We start from the raw sequence: 20,170 nt of genomic DNA on the forward strand, positions 1-20,170 counted from the left end.
CTTCGTGTTCAATTTGAGCTGATTTATTTTTAACCTCTATATAAGGGAAAGTATGTGCACCACATTCGTTCCCCATTAATAATGAATCACATTGTGAAAAGTTACGCGCATTTTCTGCCCTAGAATTCACCTGAACTAAACCACGGTAACTATTTTGTGATTTACCTGCTGAAATTCCTTTAGAAATAATAGTTGATTTAGTATTCTTTCCTAAGTGAATCATCTTAGTACCTGTATCAGCTTGTTGATGATTGTTGGTTACAGCGATTGAATAAAATTCACCTACTGAATTGTTCCCTTTAAGAATACAACTAGGATACTTCCATGTAATAGCAGATCCGGTTTCTACTTGTGTCCAAGAAATTTTAGCATTGGTTTCACATAAACCTCTTTTGGTTACGAAATTGAAAACTCCTCCTTTTCCCTCTGAATCTCCAGGAAACCAGTTTTGTACCGTAGAATATTTTATTTCAGAATCGTCTAAAGCAATAAGCTCAACAACTGCTGCGTGTAATTGATTTTCATCTCGTTGTGGAGCAGTACATCCTTCTAAATACGAAACATAGCTACTTTCATCAGCGACTACTAAAGTACGCTCAAACTGCCCTGTTCCTCCTTCATTGATGCGGAAGTAGGTAGATAACTCCATAGGACAACGAACTCCTTTCGGAATATAACAGAAAGATCCGTCAGAGAATACTGCTGAGTTTAAAGCAGCGTAGAAATTATCTGTTGGAGGAACAACTGAACCAATGTATTTTTTTACCAACTCTGGATGCTCTTGAATTGCTTCAGAAATAGGCATAAAAATAATTCCTTTTTCAGCTAGTGTTTCTTTAAATGTAGTGGCTACAGAAACAGAATCCATTACAATATCAACTGCTACATTAGCTAATTTTTTTTGTTCTTCTAAAGAAATTCCCAATTTTTCAAAAGTTGCTAGTAAATCAGGATCCACCTCATCTAAACTGTTTAGTTTAGGTTTTTGTTTAGGTGCTGAGTAGTAAGATATATCTTGAAAACTAGGTTTTTTATAGGTAACATTAGCCCACTCTGGTTCTTCCATTTGTTCCCAAACTCTAAAAGCTTCTAAACGCCATTCAGTCATCCATTCTGGCTCATTTTTCTTTTTAGAAATGGCACGAACGACATCCTCGTTTATTCCATTGGGAAACTTATCACTTTCAATATCAGTATAAAAACCATATTCGTACTCTTTGGTTTTTAATTCTTCTCTTAAATCGTCCTCGGTGTATTTACTCATCAGTTTTTGTATTCTTTTTGTGATGTATAGGTTTATAGAGAGAAACTCTCTCCGCAACCACAAGTTCTGTTAGCATTAGGATTGTTAAATACGAATCCTTTACCGTTTAAACCTCCAGAATATTCTAAAGTTGTTCCAACAAGGTATAAAAAACTCTTTTTATCAACAACAATTTTTACATCGTTATCTTCAAAAAATTTATCATTTTCTTGTTGGGTTTTGTCAAAAGTTAAGTCATATGATAATCCTGAACAACCGCCACTTTTTACTCCAACTCGAACATAATCGGTTGTAGTATCAAACCCGTCATCAGTCATTAATTCAATGACTTTCTTTTTTGCTGTATCTGAAACTTTTATCATCGTTTAAATAGATTAAATCTAAATGAACTGCAAAGATAATCACAAAATATGATTTATATCATTTTTTGAAATGAATATAATTATTAAGCAATAAGATTTGTTTATAGTCTAAAGATTGATACTGATGCTGAGAAAATTATTGTTGAAAATTAGGGTTGTTTACAAAATTTGTATCAGAAAGACTCAAGAGAAAAGCTTTTAAATCGGCCTTATCTTTGTTCGAGAGTTGTACACCTCCTTGGCTAACTTTTTTCATTAAAGGATCTATTGTAGAAGACTGCTTTAGTCCTTCAGAATAATGGTTTATTACATCCTCCAAAGTGGCAAATCGCCCATCATGCATGTAGGGAGCTGTGAATTTTAAGTTTCGTAATGATGGGGTTTTAAACTTTCCATTATCGTTAGGGTCTCCAGTAACATTACCTAAACCTAAATCGATAAAAGCCTCATCTAATCCATTGTTATGGAATTTATTGTCTGTCCACAAAGGGTTGTTATCGCTTCCGTGGCAATGAAAACAATCTCCTCTAGCTTCATCCATAAAAACATTAAATCCGTTTTGTTCTTCTGGGGTCAATTCAGTTTTCCCTAAAAGATATTGATCAAATTTTGAGTTTCCAGAAATTAAGGTTCTTTCAAACTGAGCAATTGCTTTGGTAACTAAAGTTGAATCTACTTTTGATGTTCCAAAAGCTTGTTGAAAAAGTGTAGGGTATTCAGTATGTTGTTGTAATTTTTCAGCTACATTTTTCCAGGTACTATGCATTTCAATTGGATTACGAACGGGTGAAAATGCTTGACGCTCGATGCTGAGTTCTTTTCCGTCCCACATAAAACGTTCGTCAAAATTCCAAGCTAAATTAAATAATGGCATTGAGTTTCTTGTTCCAAATTTACCATCAACACCTTCACTAAATTGAGTATCATCGGTAAAAGCGTTTTTTGGGTCGTGACAACTAGCGCAAGATTGTGTATTATCTTTTGATAAAATAGGATCAAAAAACAATTTCTTACCTAATGTAATCCCCTCTTCTGTTAATGGATTATTGGTTGGAATAACTGGGGCAATTAATTTTTGTTGAAAGAGTTCAGGTATTTTTAGGGTAGCTGAAACAGGGGTATACATATCCTCTTCTTTAGAAGAACAGCCTACTAGCAAGAGTAAGAATAAAAAAATATAGATACTTTTTTGTGTCATTTTTTTATTGAGTAATTATACCTAAACTAAATACACCACTTTTTCCATTTTCAGACATTGTTTTTTGAGCTTCAAAATCCATCATTAGATTAATACTTTTTTCATTTAAATCCCAATCATTAGGGTTTTTGAACCATTCAGCTACATTCATTTTAACCTCAATAGTTAGGTTGTTTTTCAGCTGAATAGTATTGGTTTCAATATTGAAAGAAGTATCTTCATCTGTATTGGTAGTAGTGTCATAAGCACGGATAATATGAAAATTGTAAGGATTTTCTTTTCCTGTTGTGTCTTTAAAGTTTCCATCCATTTGCATGAAATGATACCCACCACCTAACATTTGAGGTACTCCCCAAGAAGCGGTATTTAAGTCTGGATAAATACCATCAATATTATCTACATTATTAAAACCAAAAGTGAATGATAGTTTGTAAATTCCTTCAGATATTTTTTGAGGAAATGAAAAGTTTATACTTTCAGGGTCGCTTACATCAATTAATTTGTGGCTATCAAGTTTGGTGGTTTCATTTGCGCCATTTGTTAGGGCAACATTAGAAACTAAATAACGCAACCTACTTATGGTGAGCTTACTTCCAGTTTTATTGATGAATTCAGTATTTTCTAAATCAGTCTTTTCTATTAAATCACCATCCCAATTTTGAGTAAATTTAAGTTTAACTGAGACTTCTTTAATTGGCTCATCATTATCTGAGCTACAAGAAAACAGTAATACACTAAGAAAAAAGGTTAAAAAATATTTCATTTATTATTTTAATTTTATAACTAGCAGGTCTGAAAAACCTTTATTTGTTGTTATATCTTGATTATTACTGCTGCTTTCCCCCACAGCTATTATATTTCCATTGGTTAATTCAATAGCATCGTAACAAAAATCTATCTCTGTACCACCTACTGTTTTTTGCCATTGAAGATTTCCGTTAGTGTTAATTTTCATGATTAACGCATCGTTTTGACCTTTATTGGTAAAGCCATTGTCAGTGCTTCTCGAACTTCCAGAAATTAAAAACCCTCCGTCTACTGTTTTTTTTATAGACCGCCCAACATCAAAACTTGAACCGCCATACGTTTTTTCCCAAAGTAACTCTCCTTGAGGAGTTATTTTTATAGCCCATAAATCTGCACCACCTTTATTTTGTGAAATATCATTGTCAGCACTTCTTGTATCACCTATAATAATGAAATTTTCATTATTATCTTTTACTATTGCTCTAGCTTCGTCAATTTCTATTCCGCCAAAAGATTTTTCCCAAAGTATTTTTCCTGTTACATCAATTTTAACAACCCAAAAGTCATATGAACCTTTGTTGTTTGATATATCTACATCGTTGCTGTCAGAAGAACCAATTAATATGTAGCCGTCGGTAGCTTCAGCAATATCATAACAGGTATCAGTATTTGTACCTCCAAAATATTTTCTCCATTCAATATTTCCATTAGTATCAAGTTTCATGCACCAATAATCTCCGCCAGCATGTTTAGCAGTTAGTTTTGAATTACCTAAACCTTCAGATGCAGTTACATCTAAAATACTTCCAATAAAATAGCCTCCATCGGAAGTTTGTATAATCGAGAAACCTTGGTCAGTTCCTGAAAAACCAGTAGTTTTTTCCCAAACAATAGCACCCTTATGGTCTAATTTTAATACCCAAACATCGTCAAAACCTTCATTGGTGTTCACATCTCCATCATTACTTTTTCCATAACCTATAATAGCAAAACCATTATCTTTTGTTTGAATAATTTTAAAAGCTTTGTCATCTTTAGAGCCTCCATAGGTATGTTGCCACAAAAGATTATCATTAGTGTCAAATTTTAATACCCAAAAGTCATATTGAACCATATTTCTAGTAGTTTCAATATCTCCGTCAATACTTTGTGTAAAACCAGCAATAACATAACCTCCATCAAAAGTGTTAATAACACTTCTACCACTTTCATTAATAGAGCCTCCTAAGGTTTTTACAAAATCAATCTTAGGGGTATTTGAAGTAGGATAAAGATGTATTCCTAAATCTTTATTACAGCTGTAAATAGTTGTTATAGTAAGTAGTAATAATGAAAATTTTTTGAGCATTTATTGCTTTTTAAGGATAAATAAACCTCTATTAATATCGCTTGCTATAATTTTACCACTTTTAAGGTAAGGATACACACTCCAAACCCCATTAAAATTAGCATTATCATTTTCAGGATGCGTATCAAAATATCCTGCTTCGATAATGTTTTTATTTTCAATATTTGTAATGTTAACAAAGCGAACTCCAGCGGTATAGTTTGCTAAATAAAAAGTATTTTCTTTAACATATCCATTATGATCAATGGCTGCTGTAGGTCCTGTATATATAAAATGCTGTTTTGGATTATCTAAATCAGAAAAATCGAAAACAATAGTTCTAGTGTCGTTACCAAAATTCTGCTCATCTAGTTCATCTCCCAAGATAAGGTATTTTTGATCTTCGGTAAACCAACCTTGGTGGGAGTAGCCAACATTTGAATATGAAATTTTAGAAATATTTGTAGGATTTGATTTGTCGGTAATATCTACAATTACAACCTCATTTTCGTTACTACCTATTAAAATTTCGTTACCTGTATAATCTGTATCAGGTCCGCTATAGGTTACTACCTGTGCATCATGGCTGTAATTGTCTGTTCCCCAACCACCTTCACTTACAGGGTTTTTAGGATCTTGGATGTTTATAAATAAAGGTCCTCCTTTATAAGTTCCAGACCTATTGGTGCCTACTGGGTAGGCATAACCTGAAGTTTCATTAATAACCATATTATGAGCACTACCAAACCCAGTAAAATGTTTGTCTGCCGTAAATGTAGTAGGAGCATTGGCTACATTTCTAAGCTTAGTTAGGTCAAAAACTTGCATACCATGACTTGAAGCTTCGCTAACTATAAAAGCATGGTTTTTATATGTTTTCACATCCCACCAATCACTATTTATAGTAGCAGATGGAAGTTTTCCTAAATAAACAGGGTTTTCAGTATCGGTAATATCTATAAAGGCGGTTCCATTATTAACACACATAATAGCATACTCTTTGTTAGTGGTTTCATCTGTCCATCCCCAACAGTCACTTCCGCTAGTTGCGTTAAAAGTACTCAAAGGAATATTTAGTAGTAAATCGTATCCTTCGCAAGGAAAACCATTTGCCATTCCATTTTCACAAGGTTTTTTATTTATGCTTTCACAAGCATCTCCTACACCATTATTATTGCTGTCTTCTTGGTTAGGGTTTGCCTTTGTAGGGCAATTATCTTTTGAGTCAACAATACCGTCATTGTCTTGGTCATTTATTGGGTCTTCACCTGAAGGAGAAGAAGAACATGAAGCTAAAAAAAATAGCCCTGCTAAAACAATTAAAACTTTAAGATTTTTCATAAGTGTGATTTTAAAAACACTAAATTAAGTAATTACCTATTTATATAACATACAAAAACTGCAAAACCCTATTTTTATTTTGTCAAGATTAGATAAAGCAAAAATAATTTTGTTTGTTTACTTGTCATTATCTTTATCTTTGCAGTATGTTAGAAGATAAAAATCAAGAGAGAACTTCGTTAGCTAAACTAGGAGAGTTTGGATTAATAAATCACTTAACAAAACATTTTAAAATGTATCACTCTACAACAGTAAAAGGAGTTGGAGATGACGCAGCAGTTATTGGTGTATCAGATAAAGAAACGATTGTAACTACTGATTTATTAGTAGAAGGTGTACATTTCGATTTGAGTTATATGCCTTTAAAGCATTTAGGTTATAAGGCAGTTATGGTTAATTTGTCTGATGTATATGCTATGAATTCGGTAGCCGAACAAATTACCGTGTCAATAGCAGTTTCTAATCGTTTTCCATTAGAGGCCATTGAAGAGTTATATGCAGGAATACAGTTAGCATGTGACACATATCAAGTAGACTTAATTGGTGGAGATACAACATCTTCAACGAAAGGAATATTAATTTCTGTTACAGCTATTGGTAAAGCTAAAAAGGAAGAAATTGTTTATAGAAATGGAGCTAAACCAACTGATTTAATAGTGGTTTCGGGTGATTTAGGTGGTGCGTATCTAGGTTTACAAGTACTAGAGCGTGAAAAACAAGTATTTCAGGTAAATCCTCAAAATCAACCAGATTTAGATAAGTATACGTACATTATAGAACGTCAATTAAAACCAGAAGCACGTAAAGATATTACTAAGTTATTAGGAGAGTTAGAGGTAAAACCTACTTCTATGATAGATGTTTCTGACGGGTTATCTTCTGAAATTATGCATATTTGTACACAAAGTAAAACAGGTTGCAAGATATATGAAGATAAATTACCTCTAGACCCACAAGTTATTTCTACGGCTGAAGAGTTTAATATGGATAGTACAATGATAGCTTTAAGTGGGGGAGAAGATTACGAATTATTATTCACAGTCTCGATAGATGATTATGATAAAATAAAAGGAAATCCCAACTTAACAGTCATTGGTCATATTACCAATCAAAACGAAGGAATGAATTTAATTACCCGAGCGAATCAAGAAATTGAATTAAAAGCACAAGGATGGAATTCTTTTAATAAAGAATAAAATAATAAAAAGATATTCGATTTTTAAAGCATCCTAAGTTTAGGATGCTTTATTTGTTTATAAGAGAATTTTTAAATTCTTCTGAAATAGAAATTATGGTATAAAAATTGTATCTTGGTCAAACAGTAAAAAGATTATTAACAAAAAATCAAAAAGAAGAATGGGAATTTTTTCATTTATTAAAAACGCCGGAGCAAAAGTTTTCGGTATCGGAAAAACAACTGAAGAAGAAGCTACTGAAAAAGCTACGAAATTAGTAGATGCAGTTAACAAACTAGAGCTTTCTGTTGAAAACTTAGCTATTAAAGTAGATGACGACAAAGCTACAGTAGTAGGAGAAGCAGCAGATTTAGCTACTAAAGAAAAAGTAGTTTTAGTGGTAGGTAATACAGAAGGTATTGCTTCTGTAGAAGATAACATGACAGTTGCAGAAGTTGAAGTAATCGAAGAAGCCGCAATGGCTCAGTTCCACACAGTAGTAAGTGGCGATTCGTTAAGTAAAATTGCTAAAGAGTTCTATGGTGATGCGATGAAGTATCCAGTAATTTTTGAAGCTAACAAACCAATGTTAACACACCCTGATAAAATTTATCCAGGTCAAGTGTTAAGAATACCACCTTTAATGGACTAATCAACCAAAGAAAAAGCACTGCATTTTGCAGTGCTTTTTCTTTTAAAATAAGGTGCTTAAAGAATGGTATAGGATAAAAAAGCAGTAGAAAATAATTACCATCTTTACATCTCTTTTTAAAATTATAAAAATGCTCCAAAGAGCCTTAGCACTTACTGCAGTATTTATCGAATCTAATTTACGGAGTTACTTTTACTGTTGCTAAGGAGGTGATAAGAGTATATATACAGTCTTTTGGACTTATATTGATTGTGTAGGTGGAATCACTACGCTTTTTTGGCTATTAGGGCTTTTTGTGAAAGCACCATCTATTGAAAAAGAAGATTACAAAAGAGTGGCAATGGCTGCTTTTTTTAAGGTTTGAGTTATACTACACTTATCAATGCATCAGTAATGATGGTAATCACATCTATTTTAGCGTTAATTTTTGAGAGAATTCATTTAAAAGAAAAGTTAATTTTAAGAAAAATTGCAGGAGTTATTGTTGGTATGGTAGGAGCAATAGTTTAATAGCTTATAGAAACCCACTTAAAGGATATGTAACCAATATGATATTAGGGAATTTCTTAGTATTCGTCAATGCAGCATCGTATGTATGTATTTGGTTGTTGTAAAAAAACTGATAGTAAAATACAATCCTATTGTTTTTGTAAAGTGGTTATATCTTTTTGAGTTGATACTCATGCTTCCTTTCGTTTTTTCTGAATTGTTAGAAGTACAATGGCAAATGATGCCAACATTTACCTATTTGAAAGTGGGTTTTGTAATGCTGTTTACTGCTTAATTTAATTTCTTCGCTTTATCAAAGTAAAAGCCAACTACAGTAAGTTTTTTTATGTGTTTACAACCAGTAGTAGAGGCTATTTATGCTTTGGTTGTAGGGAGCGATTATTTAGATTTTATTAAAAATAGGAGCTGCATTATTAATATTTTTAGTAACCAAACGTCCAGTAAAAACTCCCAATAAATAAATGTATCTTTGCAGATTATTAAACCGAAGTTATGATACAGTCTATGACGGGTTACGGTAAATCCGTACTACATTTACCCTCTAAAAAAGTAACAATCGAAGTTAAATCTTTAAACAGTAAAAACTTAGATTTAAACACGCGAATTCCTTCATATTATAGAGAAAAGGAACTAAGTGTTCGAAAAAAACTAGCAAGCAGTTTAGTAAGAGGTAAAGTAGATTTTTCTATTTATGTAGAAATGACTGCAGATGAAACTTCAACCATGGTGAATACTGGTGTGGTAAGAGAGTATATGCAGCAGTTAAGAAATGTAACACAGGTAGGATCATCTGATGATGTTGAGTTAATGAAAATGGCAGTTAGAATGCCAGATGCTTTAAAAACTGAACGAGAAGAGTTAGATGAAGAAGAGTGGAAACAAATTGATGCTCATATTAATGAGGCATTGAAAGAAATTATTCAATATAGAATAGACGAAGCAAAATCGTTAGAAGAAGACTTTAAAACAAGAATAGTAAATATTCAATCTGCTTTAGAGGAGATTAAAAAATTAGACGGTGATAGGGTTGAGCATGTTAAAGAACGCTTACAAAAAGCATTGACTGATTTAAAAGTTGAGATTGATGAAAATCGCTTTGAACAAGAGTTAATCTACTATTTAGAAAAGCTAGACATCAACGAAGAAAAAGTACGTTTAGCAAATCACTTAAAGTATTTTTTGGAACAATTAAACACAGAGGATTCTAATGGAAAAAAGTTAGGATTCATCGTGCAAGAAATAGGAAGAGAAATAAATACAATGGGTTCTAAAGCTAATTTTGCACCAATGCAAAAGTTAGTAATCCAAATGAAAGACGAATTAGAAAAAATAAAAGAGCAAATTTTAAACGTTTTATAAAAATGTCAAAAGATTTCAAAGGAAAATTATTTGTATTTTCAGCACCTTCAGGTTCAGGTAAAACTACGATTGTACGTCATTTATTGGCGCAAGAACGTTTTAAATTGGCGTTTTCTATCTCTGTTACCAATAGAGCCCCTAGAGGAGATGAAAAAGATGGAATAGATTATTATTTTATCTCGTTAAAAGACTTTAAGCAAAAAATTAAAAATGAGGAGTTTTTAGAGTGGGAAGAAGTATACCCTGATAATTTTTATGGAACGTTAAAAACTGAAGTCGAACGAATTTGGGCACAAGGAAAACATGTGATTTTTGATATTGATGTTTCAGGAGGCTTACGTATAAAAAGAAAATTCCCAAAAGAAACCTTAGCTGTTTTTATAAAACCGCCAAGTATTGATGAATTAAAGATTCGTTTAAAGAAGCGATCTACCGAAAGCGAGAATAAAATTAACATGCGCATAGCAAAAGCTTCAGCTGAACTTGCTAATGCACCACAGTTTGATAAAGTTATAAAAAATTACGATTTACCAGTAGCGTTAAAAGAAGCAGAAGATTTGGTAGATGATTTTTTAGGAATAGAAAAGGAAGTGAAAAACGGATAAAGAATTAGTATAGTATCATATAAATATGAAAAACATCGGATTATACTTCGGAACATTTAATCCAATTCATATTGGGCATTTAATTATTGCAAACCATTTAGTAGAAAATTCTGATTTAGATGAAATTTGGATGGTGGTAACCCCTCATAATCCTTTTAAAAAGAAAAGCTCGTTGTTAGACAATCATCACCGTTTAGAGATGGTATACTTGGCAACTCAAGAGTACGATAAAATTAAACCTTCAGATATTGAATTTAAGCTTCCACAGCCAAATTACACTATCAATACTTTAGCACATGTTTCAGAAAAATACCCAGAATATAACTTTAGTTTAATTATGGGGGAAGATAATTTGAAAAGCTTACATAAATGGAAAAATTATGAAGCTATTTTAGAAGATTACAATATCTATGTGTATCCGAGAATATCAGAAGGAGTTATTGAAACACAATTCGATAAGCACCTAAAAATTCATCGAGTAAATGCACCAATTGTTGAAATTTCTTCTACTATGATTAGAAATTCAATAAAGTTAGGTAAATCAGTGCTTCCATTACTTTCTAATAATGTTTGGAAATACATAGATGAGATGAATTTTTATAAAAAATAGTTTCGCCATTTTTTCGTTGTATATTTGAAATTCAAACAAGTGTAAAACGTGGCAAAAAATAAAAAAAAGCGAAAGCTCAAACAAAAACTTACCGATAAATATCGCTTGGTAATTATAAATGAAGATACGTTTCAAGAACGATTCTCTTTAAAATTGTCTCGATTAAATGTTTTTGTATTTGGAGGAGTATTTTCTATACTTCTAATTGTTTTAACCTCTTTATTAATTGCATATACAGGTATACGTGAGTATATCCCAGGATATTCTTCAACAGCATTAAAAAAGAAAGCAACACGATTAACATATGAATCAGACTCATTAAAAAGTAGGTTGGCAATTATTGAGAGTTATACAAAATCTTTAAAGCTAGTATTAACTGGAGAAATTGAACCAGAAAAAATAGATTCAATAACAAGTGAAATGAAAACGATTGCTTTTGATGAGAGTAAATTAAAAGCATCTAAAGAAGATTCATTGTTCAGAGAAAAAATTGAAGGAAAAGACTTATTTCCTTTATATAATGGAGGAAAAAATAGAATTAAAAACGTGTTTTTTTCACCATTAACAGGAAGTATATCTCAACAGTTTAATGTTGATGATAAACACTATGCAATTGATATAGTAGCAAAAACAGGTACGCCTGTAAAAGCAGTAGCAGATGGTACAGTTATATTATCTGAATGGACAGCAGAAACAGGATATGTAATTGCCATACAACATTCTAATGAATTTATATCGGTATATAAGCATAACGGAACGTTATTAAAACAACAAGGAGAAATCGTAAAATCAGGAGAAGCGATAGCAAGTGTAGGTTCTACAGGAGAATTAACCACGGGGCCTCATTTACACTTTGAGTTGTGGAGTAATGGGTTTCCAGTTAATCCAACAAATTATATAGATTTTCAGTAAAATACGAATAAAGGCAGTATTAGTCAAAAGTAGCCTTGATTCCTATATTTAAATAGAAAAAAGATAATGAGTATAAAATCAGTATTAGCAATTCCATTTGCCAAAATTGTTCGTAAACAAGTATATAAATGGGCAAACACCCCACATAAAACTCAAGAAAAAGTTTTTCAATATTTGGTTACAGAAGGATGTAAAACTGCGTTTGGAAAAGACCATGATTTTGTATCAATCAATAATTACGAAGACTTTAAAAAACGTGTTCCCATTAATGATTATGAAGGTTTACGTCATTATGTAGATAGAGTTGTAGCAGGAGAAGAAAATGTTTTGTGGAAAGGAAAACCATTATACTTTGCTAAAACCTCAGGAACAACTTCAGGAGCAAAATACATTCCTATAAGCAAAGAATCGATGCCAACACATATCAAAGCAGCTCGAAATGCTTTATTGTTCTATATTACCGAAACAAACGATGCTAGTTTTGTTGATGGAAAGATGATTTTTTTACAAGGAAGTCCAGTTTTAGAAGATAAAAATGGAGTAAAATTAGGACGTTTAAGCGGTATCGCTGCACACTATGTTCCAAACTACCTGTTAAAAAACCGTTTGCCAAGCTGGGAAACCAATTGTATTGAAGATTGGGATACCAAAGTAGATAAAGTTGTTGAAGAAACATTACCAGAAAACATGACGGTAATTAGTGGAATACCATCATGGGTTCAAATGTATTTTGAACGATTGATAGAGAAAACAGGAAAAAAGGTTTCTGAAATTTTTCCAAACTTTAATTTCTTTGTGTATGGAGGGGTGAACTTCGAACCATATAAAAATAAGTTTGAAGCGTTAATAGGAAAGAAAATAAACTATGTAGAGTTGTATCCAGCATCCGAAGGATTTATTGCATATCAAGATTCGCAAACAGAAAAAGGAATGTTATTACAATTAAATTCAGGAATGTTTTATGAGTTTATTCCAGCTAATGAATTTTTTGATGATACCCCTACAAGAATTTCATTAAAAGATGTTCAGCTGGGTGTTAATTATGTTATCATTCTAAATACTTCAGCAGGGTTATGGGGATATAATATAGGTGATACTGTAGAGTTTACTTCATTAAAGCCTTACAGGATAAAAGTAACAGGACGTATAAAACACTTTATTTCTGCTTTTGGAGAGCATGTGATTGGTAAAGAGGTAGAAAAAGCACTAAAGGATGCTATAAAAGGAACAAAAGTGAATGTAAGTGAATTTACTGTAGCTCCGCAAGTAAATCCTGAAAGCGGATTACCATATCACGAGTGGTTTATTGAGTTTGAAAATGAACCTGAGAATTTAGAAGAATTAGCATCTAAAATTGATACATCTATGCAAAAGCAAAATGTATATTATTTCGATTTAATAGAAGGAAAAATTTTACGTCCACTTCTTATCAGAAAAGTAAAAAAAGGAGGCTTTCATGAGTATATGAAATCTATAGGAAAGTTTGGCGGTCAGAATAAGATTCCACAATTATCAGACAATCGAAAAATAGCTGATGTATTACAGAGCTTTTTAGTAGAATAAACAAAATAAGATGAAAATTGTAGCAACAAATATAGGAGAAAGAAAAAAAGTCGATTGGAAAGGTAAAACTGTTATTACTGGTATTTTTAAGTTTCCTGTTGAAACCTCTATTTTTTTAGATGTTGAAAAAGTAAAAGAAGATGCTATTTGTGATAAAGAACATCATGGAGGGGTTGGTCAAGCGGTATATGCCTATTCAGAGAAGCATTATACCTATTGGAAAGAGCTGTACCCAGATTTAGATTGGGAACTTGGAATGTTCGGTGAAAACTTAACCGTTGATAACTTAGATGAAAGAAAGCTTCATGTAGGTGATACTTTTAAGGTAGGAGAGGTTATCATTGAAGTTACAAAGCCGCGTCAACCATGTATGAAGTTAGGGGTGCGTTTTAATGATATGAAAATTGTAAAACAATTTTGGAAGCAAGATTTACCGGGAGTTTATTTTAAAATATTACAAACAGGTTTTGTAAAAACAGGAGATAAGTTTGAACAAATAATAAGCTGTCCCCAAAACCCAACCATTGCTAAGGTATATCAAGAAAAGAGAACTAAAAAAGGTATGTAAGACTATTTCGCTTCTAACTCAAAAACTTTTTGGAGCATTTTATCATCTTGCTGATCTACTTTATACAAGCCTTCATCACTGAAAAGTTCACGAGCTATTAATACTTTTAAGTTATTACGAAGTTGATTTTTTGTTTTTTTAGAAAGTCTAAAATCTTTTAGTTTTACTAAGAACTTGTTAGAGACCTCTTTGTTTTTATCAAAATCATTAATAAAATTTTCAACAGTTAATGTACTAAGTTTTTTTCGGTTATCATCTACATACGAAAAAGCAAAATCATTTAAAGGGCGGAAGAAAATTGTAGGAATATAAGCAGAGGTGTCTACCGCTACAAAATAATCTGGAATAATTCCACCACCGCCATATACCACTTTCCCTTTAGGTGTTGTAAACTTTAAGCTATCAATAGTTCTAATACTATCTTTATTAAATAATTCACCGTTTTCTAGGCGAATTTCAAAATCGTGACTATACTCTTCAGAATCTACATCTTTTTTATAAGGTTTTTGAATAGAACGTCCTGTAGGGGTGTAGTATCTAGCAGTAGTTAATCGTACTGCAGAGCCATCACCTAAATCCATTTCTTGTTGTACTAATCCTTTTCCATAAGAGCGACGACCAATAATAATTCCTTTATCATTGTCTTGCAAAGCACCAGCTACAATTTCAGAGGCAGAAGCAGAGTTTTCGTCGATTAATACATACAAACCTCCGCTTTCAAAATCGCCTTTTTCGGTAGCAAAAGATTTTACAATATCTCCTTTATTATTTTTAGTAAAAACGATAAGTTTATCATCTTCTAGAAATTCGTCTACAATACTATTAGCTATGTCTATAAAACCACCACCATTTCCACGGAGATCTAAGACTAAATCAGTCATTCCTTGGGTAAGTAAATTTTTTAGAGAAGATTTAAACTCAATATAGGTGTTACGTGCAAACCGATCTAGTTTTATATAACCAATACTGTCGTTAAGCATGTAAGCGACATCAACACTTTTTATATTTACTTTACCACGGTTAACAGTAATGTCAAAAACACTATCATTAGTCCTTCTGTATACTTGTAAACTAACTTTGGTGTTAGGTCTTCCTTTTAACACTTTCATTATTTGAGAGGTCTGTAATTTTTTACCGAAAAGAGTATCTTTATCAGCAAGTAAAATTCTGTCTCCAGCTTTGATTCCAGCTTCAATACTTGGTCCTCCTTTTATAGGTTCAATAACTGTTATAGTGTCGCCAATCATACGAAATTGTATTCCAACCCCTACAAAATTACCTTGCATGTTTTCGGTAACTAACTGTAAATTTTCTTTTGGAATATATACTGAGTGTGGATCTAATTTACCTAGCATTTCGGCAATAGCTCCGTCTAGTAACTCATCGGTATTTACATCATCAACATAATCACTTTGAATATAGTCAATTAAACGTTTTATTTTTCGTTCGCTTGTTGAGTTTTTCCCAATAAGATTGCTTGAATTTTCATTGCTAAAAAAAGTTCCGATAAGAATACCGAAAATTACTGCAATAGATAAATATATAGGTGAATTATTCTTGTTCATAAGATAAATGTGTCAATTCAACACCTGCTTTTTCTAAAAAATCTAACCCAGATCGGTCTTTATATGCACTAGCATATACTACACGTTTTATTCCTGCTTGATGTATAAGTTTGCTACATTGTTGGCAAGGTGAAAGTGTAATGTATAAAGTAGCACCTTTACACGATTGTGTTGAAGAGGCTACTTTTAAAATAGCATTGGCTTCAGCATGCAATACATACCATTTGGTATATCCTTCCTCGTCTTCACAATAGTTCTCAAAACCAGAAGGAGTACCATTATAACCATCAGAAATAATCATACGATCTTTAACAATTAAGGCACCTACTTTTTTACGAATACAGTGAGAAAGTTGTCCCCATTCATTTGCCATTTTTAAATAGGCAATGTCATATTTTAATTGTTTTTTCTTCAAAATTTTCAGCGTAATTTTCTTAGATAAGCTAAGGTAGTTAGATTTGAATTAGTTAGGCGTTAATTTTTTACCAAAAAACACGATCAAACATCATTTGTAGGGCAAAACCAATAACGATTGATGACATAATTAAAATCCAATCGCGACGATTTACACTAAAGATTGATTGTACTAAAGCACCAATTAATAAAATTCCTAATACAATAATAATTTGCGCTACTTCTACACCTAACGCAAATTCAATTAGGGGTAAAAACTTATCAGAAGTTTTTCCAATCATAATTTTAAAATAGTTAGAAAAACCAAGTCCGTGAATCAACCCAAAAAACAATGCGAAAAACAAATTTTGGTTTTCTTTTCCAACCGATGCTTTTTTAGCGGTTAATACATTCATTAATCCAGTTATAAAGATAGTTAATGGAATTAAAAACTCAATTAAATCTGCTCGTACATTTAAAATTCCGTATGCTGAAAGCGCTAAGGTTATTGAATGCCCAATAGTAAATAAGGTAATTAACCATAAAACTTTTGTCCATTGTTTAAATTGATATACAACAGCTAGTACAATTAAGAATAAAATGTGGTCGTAGGCTTTAAAATCTAGTACATGAAACAAGCCTGTTTTAAAGTAGAAGATAAAATCGTTCATTCAGGGTTTTAAATTTTTATTTGTCGATCTATTTGTTGGTCTAAAGATATAAAAGTTTCGGTTCTTGAAACTCCTTTTATGGTTTGAATATCCTTATTTAACAAATGCATTAAGTCTTCGTTGTTTTTACATAAAATTTTAATAAAAATAGCATAGTTACCAGTAGTGTAATGGCTTTCTACAATCTCAGGAATTTCTTTGAGACGTTTAATTGCAGAAGAGTATAAGCTAGAAGAATCTAAAAATACCCCAACAAAAGCTGTAGTAGTATATCCTAAAGCTTTTGGGTTTAATATCATTTTATAACCATCAATTAAATCCGATTCGTCTAATTTTCGTAACCGCTGATGAATGGCAGCACCAGATATCCCTACTTCTCGGGCGATACTTAAAATAGGCGTACGAGCATCTTTTACAAGACGTTTGATAATGATTTTATCAATTCCGTCAATTTTTAATTTTCTAACCATGAAACAAAAATAAGGAAAGTTAGTTAGAGTTCATTTTTCAATATTCTGTACCTTTACAACTATGTATGCGTTGGTAGATTGTAATAACTTTTATGCTTCTTGCGAGCGGGTTTTTAATCCGAATTTGCAAGGGAAGCCTGTGGCTATTTTAAGTAATAACGATGGGTGTGTTATTTCAATGAGTGATGAGGCTAAAGACTTGAAACTTCCATTTGGAGCACCTATTTTTAAATGGAATCAGTTCTGTAGAAACAATAATATCTCAGTGTTGTCATCAAATTATCCGTTGTATGGTGATATGAGTGCTAGAGTGATGAAAATTTTAGAACAATTTTCTCCAGATGTGGAAGTATACTCTATTGATGAAGCTTTTTTACAGTTCAAGGGTTTTGATGAATATAATTTTAATTCTTACGGAACTGAAATAAGAAGCAGAATTTTACAATGGACGGGTATTCCTACCTGTGTAGGAATAGCTCCAACAAAAGCACTGAGTAAAGTAGCAAATAAAATTGCTCGAAAATTTTTAAAAGAAACAGGAGGAGTGTATGTGATTGATTCTGAAGAAAAAAGGATTAAAGCATTAAAATGGACCCCTATAGAAAGTGTTTGGGGAATTGGCAGAGGTATACAGAAGAGGCTACTTGCTAAAGGATGTAAAAAAGCATATGATTTTACACAATTACATGACGATTGGGTATTAAAAAATATTTCTATAACAGGTTGGAAGCTGAAGAAAGACTTAGAAGGGGAGACCAAAATACTATTAGATGAACCCACGAATAAAAAAGCCATCGCAACCACACGAAGCTTTGAGTATACATTTTCTGATTTAGATAATATTAAAGAAAGAATTTCAACCTTTGCTGTTAGTTGTGCAGAAAAATTACGCAAACAAAATTCAAGCTGTCATATGGTAATAGTATTATTACGTAGTGATTACCATAAAAAAGATACAGAACAACATCGAGCAAGTAAAACAGTAGTATTTCCATATCCCACAAACTCCACATTAACGATAAGTAAAAGTGCAGTACAAGCGGTAACAACTATTTTTAAAGAAGGAATAAAGTACAAAAGAGCAGGAGTTATTGTAACAGGATTAGTACCATCAGATAATTATCAATTAAATATGTTTGCAAGTGAAAACCCGAAACATGCTTCTTTAATGAGTGCAATTGATAAAATTAATCAGACTTATAAAGCAGATAAGATTAAATTGGCTAATCAAGATTTGCAACGTACTTGGAAGATGCGTCAAGAGCGATTATCACCAAAATACACTACCAATATTAACGATATTATCAAGGTAAAGTAAGTTTAGACAAACAACAAACAATAAGATGTTACAAAAATTAAAGCAAGTAAAAGCATCAGATTCATTAACCTTCTTTTTACCAAAAGAGTTAAACGAAAGCGAGGGAGCTATCTTTATGGACATAGGAATTTCTGCGGGATTTCCTTCTCCAGCAGATGACTTCAGAGAAACAAGAATTTCGCTAGATGAAGAGCTTATTAGAAATAAAGAAGCTACTTTTTTTGCACGTGTAAGTGGACAGTCTATGATTGGGGCAGGTTTGGAAGATAATGATTTATTAGTGATTGATAGAAGCATTCCTCCGACGAATAATAAGATAGCGGTTTGTTTTTTAGATGGAGAGTTTACCGTAAAACGTTTACGTGTTGAAGGAAATGAGGTATGGTTACAGCCCGAAAATCCAGAGTATCCAATTATTAAAATTACAGAAGAAAATAATTTTATTATTTGGGGAATTGTAACTAATGTAATTAAGAAAGTATAAAAAGAAGTAAGTTGAGGTCGCTTCGCTGAAAGGCGGTATGTAATAGAAGTAACACTCATCTTGTGTTAAAAATTGAAAAAGAATGAGAGTACTAAACATTCATAAGCGAACATTAAATCAGCCAAAAAGTGAGGTAGTAGAGTTGTTAAAAACGTTAGCTACTGAAAATGACAGAATTTGGCCAAAAGAAAAATGGCCTGCAATGAGGTTTAAAGAAGGGATTAATGTTGGAGCAAAAGGTGGGCATGGACCAATACGATATTCAGTTGAGAAATATAATCCGAATGAAATTATCCTATTTAGGTTTTTAAAGCCAGATGGATTTAACGGAATTCATAAGTTTGAGATAAAAGAATTGTCTAAGGAAAAAACTGAAATCAAGCATACAATTGATATGAACACAGTAGGGAAAGGAACAATAATTTGGTTTTTAGCAATTCACTCTTTACATAATGCTTTAATTGAAGACGGATTTGATAAAATTGAAAACAACTTTTCTGAAAATATTAAAACAAGCAAATGGAGTTTTTGGGTTAAGCTACTTAGAAGGTTATTTACCAAAAAGCGAAAATAAAAAATCCAGCAAGCTGCTGGATTTTTTAGTCTTTACTCTTCAGTATAAGAGCTTTGTGTCTAAAAAAGATTAACAAAACTCGTCGTACGCTGCTGCTAAGTTTTGAGCAATAGCTTGTGCAGAACGCCCTTCAATATGATGACGCTCTAACATGTGTACTAAATTACCATCTTTAAATAAAGCAATTGCAGGAGATGATGGAGGGAAAGGAATCATATATTCTCTTGCCTTCGCTGTAGATTCTTTTTCTACACCTGCAAATACAGTAGTTAAGTTAGTAGGAGTCTTATCTGCTCCTAAAGAAGCGATTGCACCAGGTCTTGCAGTACCTGCAGCACACCCACAAACAGAGTTTACCATTACTAACGTAGTTCCTTCTTTTGCTAAAGCGTTGTCAACATCTTCAGCAGTATATAAAGCTTCAAAACCAGCATCAATTAATTGATCGCGCATTGGTTTTACTAATTCTTCTGGATACATATTTTTGAATTAAAATTTAAGA

At 32.2% G+C, this 20,170-nt stretch carries 23 protein-coding genes; 12 read left to right on the forward strand and 11 right to left on the reverse strand.

Going from position 1 to position 20,170, the window contains the following annotated elements:
• The 6 genes from sufB to ACKTSW_RS05965 all read right to left on the reverse strand — a co-directional run.
• Positions 1–1,264 (reverse strand): Fe-S cluster assembly protein SufB (gene sufB / locus ACKTSW_RS05940; RefSeq protein ID WP_408024363.1); only part of this gene is annotated, 1,264 nt, incomplete at its 3' end.
• Positions 1,265–1,296: 32 nt separating this feature from the next.
• Positions 1,297–1,626, reverse strand: coding sequence for a HesB/IscA family protein (locus tag ACKTSW_RS05945; protein ID WP_408024364.1), 330 nt, complete (start codon positions 1,624–1,626; stop codon positions 1,297–1,299).
• A 136-nt stretch (positions 1,627–1,762) separates the two neighbouring features.
• Positions 1,763–2,824, reverse strand: coding sequence for a cytochrome-c peroxidase (locus tag ACKTSW_RS05950; protein WP_408024365.1), 1,062 nt, complete (start codon positions 2,822–2,824; stop codon positions 1,763–1,765).
• A 4-nt stretch (positions 2,825–2,828) separates the two neighbouring features.
• The gene (locus ACKTSW_RS05955) at positions 2,829–3,587 is read right to left on the reverse strand and encodes an MbnP family protein (protein WP_408024366.1); all 759 of its coding nucleotides are present in this window, start codon (positions 3,585–3,587) and stop codon (positions 2,829–2,831) included.
• 3 nt (positions 3,588–3,590) lie between these two features.
• Complete coding sequence (locus tag ACKTSW_RS05960; RefSeq protein ID WP_408024367.1) at positions 3,591–4,919, reverse strand: hypothetical protein; 1,329 nt, start codon at positions 4,917–4,919, stop codon at positions 3,591–3,593.
• Entirely contained in the window at positions 4,920–6,239 is a 1,320-nt protein-coding gene (locus ACKTSW_RS05965) for a choice-of-anchor B family protein (protein WP_408024368.1), read from the reverse strand.
• 146 nt (positions 6,240–6,385) lie between these two features.
• Here ACKTSW_RS05965 and thiL point away from each other — a divergent pair, with 146 nt between their 5' ends.
• The 9 genes from thiL (at position 6,386) to ACKTSW_RS06010 (ending at position 14,193) form a co-directional block, all read left to right on the forward strand.
• Positions 6,386–7,435 carry a thiamine-phosphate kinase gene (gene thiL / locus ACKTSW_RS05970; protein ID WP_408024369.1) on the forward strand — a complete coding sequence of 350 codons (1,050 nt, stop codon included), beginning with the start codon at positions 6,386–6,388 and terminating at the stop codon, positions 7,433–7,435.
• A 160-nt stretch (positions 7,436–7,595) separates the two neighbouring features.
• Positions 7,596–8,066 (forward strand): peptidoglycan-binding protein LysM, encoded by a 471-nt coding sequence (gene lysM, locus ACKTSW_RS05975; RefSeq protein WP_408024370.1) that lies wholly within the window; start codon positions 7,596–7,598, stop codon positions 8,064–8,066.
• A 360-nt stretch (positions 8,067–8,426) separates the two neighbouring features.
• Complete coding sequence (locus tag ACKTSW_RS05980) at positions 8,427–8,576, forward strand: hypothetical protein (protein WP_408024371.1); 150 nt, start codon at positions 8,427–8,429, stop codon at positions 8,574–8,576.
• A 492-nt stretch (positions 8,577–9,068) separates the two neighbouring features.
• Positions 9,069–9,935, forward strand: a complete 867-nt coding sequence (locus tag ACKTSW_RS05985) for a YicC/YloC family endoribonuclease (protein WP_408024372.1) — start codon at positions 9,069–9,071, stop codon at positions 9,933–9,935.
• A 2-nt stretch (positions 9,936–9,937) separates the two neighbouring features.
• Complete coding sequence (gene gmk, locus ACKTSW_RS05990) at positions 9,938–10,540, forward strand: guanylate kinase (protein ID WP_408024373.1); 603 nt, start codon at positions 9,938–9,940, stop codon at positions 10,538–10,540.
• Between the two features lie 25 nt (positions 10,541–10,565).
• Entirely contained in the window at positions 10,566–11,150 is a 585-nt protein-coding gene (gene nadD, locus ACKTSW_RS05995; protein ID WP_408024374.1) for a nicotinate (nicotinamide) nucleotide adenylyltransferase, read from the forward strand.
• Positions 11,151–11,198: 48 nt separating this feature from the next.
• Complete coding sequence (locus ACKTSW_RS06000) at positions 11,199–12,062, forward strand: M23 family metallopeptidase (protein WP_408024375.1); 864 nt, start codon at positions 11,199–11,201, stop codon at positions 12,060–12,062.
• Between the two features lie 66 nt (positions 12,063–12,128).
• Positions 12,129–13,625, forward strand: a complete 1,497-nt coding sequence (locus tag ACKTSW_RS06005) for a GH3 family domain-containing protein (protein WP_408024376.1) — start codon at positions 12,129–12,131, stop codon at positions 13,623–13,625.
• 10 nt (positions 13,626–13,635) lie between these two features.
• A complete protein-coding gene (locus ACKTSW_RS06010) occupies positions 13,636–14,193 on the forward strand; it encodes an MOSC domain-containing protein (RefSeq protein ID WP_408024377.1) in 558 nt (185 codons plus the stop codon).
• Between the two features lie 2 nt (positions 14,194–14,195).
• On the opposite strand, the gene ACKTSW_RS06015 is transcribed toward ACKTSW_RS06010, so the two are convergent.
• From ACKTSW_RS06015 to ACKTSW_RS06030, 4 genes are all read right to left on the reverse strand, one after another.
• On the reverse strand, positions 14,196–15,758 hold the full coding sequence (locus ACKTSW_RS06015) for a S41 family peptidase (protein ID WP_408024378.1): 1,563 nt from the start codon (positions 15,756–15,758) through the stop codon (positions 14,196–14,198).
• Entirely contained in the window at positions 15,745–16,176 is a 432-nt protein-coding gene (locus ACKTSW_RS06020) for a deoxycytidylate deaminase (RefSeq protein WP_408024395.1), read from the reverse strand. Before ACKTSW_RS06020 ends, ACKTSW_RS06015 begins: the two co-directional genes overlap by 14 nt.
• Before the next feature lie 64 nt (positions 16,177–16,240).
• The gene (locus ACKTSW_RS06025; RefSeq protein WP_408024379.1) at positions 16,241–16,822 is read right to left on the reverse strand and encodes a HupE/UreJ family protein; all 582 of its coding nucleotides are present in this window, start codon (positions 16,820–16,822) and stop codon (positions 16,241–16,243) included.
• Between the two features lie 8 nt (positions 16,823–16,830).
• Positions 16,831–17,292, reverse strand: coding sequence for an Lrp/AsnC ligand binding domain-containing protein (locus ACKTSW_RS06030; protein ID WP_047789927.1), 462 nt, complete (start codon positions 17,290–17,292; stop codon positions 16,831–16,833).
• 61 nt (positions 17,293–17,353) lie between these two features.
• Between ACKTSW_RS06030 and ACKTSW_RS06035 the strand changes: the two genes are divergently transcribed.
• The 3 genes from ACKTSW_RS06035 to ACKTSW_RS06045 all read left to right on the forward strand — a co-directional run bounded on the left by ACKTSW_RS06035 (position 17,354) and on the right by ACKTSW_RS06045 (position 19,668).
• The gene (locus ACKTSW_RS06035) at positions 17,354–18,610 is read left to right on the forward strand and encodes a Y-family DNA polymerase (RefSeq protein WP_408024380.1); all 1,257 of its coding nucleotides are present in this window, start codon (positions 17,354–17,356) and stop codon (positions 18,608–18,610) included.
• A 25-nt stretch (positions 18,611–18,635) separates the two neighbouring features.
• Positions 18,636–19,094, forward strand: a complete 459-nt coding sequence (locus ACKTSW_RS06040) for a LexA family protein (protein ID WP_408024381.1) — start codon at positions 18,636–18,638, stop codon at positions 19,092–19,094.
• An 82-nt stretch (positions 19,095–19,176) separates the two neighbouring features.
• Positions 19,177–19,668, forward strand: coding sequence for a hypothetical protein (locus ACKTSW_RS06045; protein WP_408024382.1), 492 nt, complete (start codon positions 19,177–19,179; stop codon positions 19,666–19,668).
• A 69-nt stretch (positions 19,669–19,737) separates the two neighbouring features.
• On the opposite strand, the gene ACKTSW_RS06050 is transcribed toward ACKTSW_RS06045, so the two are convergent.
• A complete protein-coding gene (locus ACKTSW_RS06050) occupies positions 19,738–20,148 on the reverse strand; it encodes a BrxA/BrxB family bacilliredoxin (RefSeq protein WP_073182156.1) in 411 nt (136 codons plus the stop codon).
• Positions 20,149–20,170 lie beyond the last annotated feature (22 nt).

This window comes from Tenacibaculum sediminilitoris (genome assembly GCF_964513795.1).
Lineage (GTDB): Bacteria > Bacteroidota > Bacteroidia > Flavobacteriales > Flavobacteriaceae > Polaribacter > Polaribacter sediminilitoris.

Coding starts and splice junctions, on each gene's coding strand:
- ACKTSW_RS05945 (WP_408024364.1), bottom strand. CDS start 1,626: ATGATAAAAGTTTCAGATACAGCAAAAAAGAAAGTCATTGAATTAATG.
- ACKTSW_RS05950 (WP_408024365.1), bottom strand. CDS start 2,824: ATGACACAAAAAAGTATCTATATTTTTTTATTCTTACTCTTGCTAGTA.
- ACKTSW_RS05955 (WP_408024366.1), bottom strand. CDS start 3,587: ATGAAATATTTTTTAACCTTTTTTCTTAGTGTATTACTGTTTTCTTGT.
- ACKTSW_RS05960 (WP_408024367.1), bottom strand. CDS start 4,919: ATGCTCAAAAAATTTTCATTATTACTACTTACTATAACAACTATTTAC.
- ACKTSW_RS05965 (WP_408024368.1), bottom strand. CDS start 6,239: ATGAAAAATCTTAAAGTTTTAATTGTTTTAGCAGGGCTATTTTTTTTA.
- thiL (WP_408024369.1), top strand. CDS start 6,386: ATGTTAGAAGATAAAAATCAAGAGAGAACTTCGTTAGCTAAACTAGGA.
- lysM (WP_408024370.1), top strand. CDS start 7,596: ATGGGAATTTTTTCATTTATTAAAAACGCCGGAGCAAAAGTTTTCGGT.
- ACKTSW_RS05985 (WP_408024372.1), top strand. CDS start 9,069: ATGATACAGTCTATGACGGGTTACGGTAAATCCGTACTACATTTACCC.
- gmk (WP_408024373.1), top strand. CDS start 9,938: ATGTCAAAAGATTTCAAAGGAAAATTATTTGTATTTTCAGCACCTTCA.
- nadD (WP_408024374.1), top strand. CDS start 10,566: ATGAAAAACATCGGATTATACTTCGGAACATTTAATCCAATTCATATT.
- ACKTSW_RS06005 (WP_408024376.1), top strand. CDS start 12,129: ATGAGTATAAAATCAGTATTAGCAATTCCATTTGCCAAAATTGTTCGT.
- ACKTSW_RS06010 (WP_408024377.1), top strand. CDS start 13,636: ATGAAAATTGTAGCAACAAATATAGGAGAAAGAAAAAAAGTCGATTGG.
- ACKTSW_RS06015 (WP_408024378.1), bottom strand. CDS start 15,758: ATGAACAAGAATAATTCACCTATATATTTATCTATTGCAGTAATTTTC.
- ACKTSW_RS06025 (WP_408024379.1), bottom strand. CDS start 16,822: ATGAACGATTTTATCTTCTACTTTAAAACAGGCTTGTTTCATGTACTA.
- ACKTSW_RS06030 (WP_047789927.1), bottom strand. CDS start 17,292: ATGGTTAGAAAATTAAAAATTGACGGAATTGATAAAATCATTATCAAA.
- ACKTSW_RS06035 (WP_408024380.1), top strand. CDS start 17,354: ATGTATGCGTTGGTAGATTGTAATAACTTTTATGCTTCTTGCGAGCGG.
- ACKTSW_RS06040 (WP_408024381.1), top strand. CDS start 18,636: ATGTTACAAAAATTAAAGCAAGTAAAAGCATCAGATTCATTAACCTTC.
- ACKTSW_RS06045 (WP_408024382.1), top strand. CDS start 19,177: ATGAGAGTACTAAACATTCATAAGCGAACATTAAATCAGCCAAAAAGT.
- ACKTSW_RS06050 (WP_073182156.1), bottom strand. CDS start 20,148: ATGTATCCAGAAGAATTAGTAAAACCAATGCGCGATCAATTAATTGAT.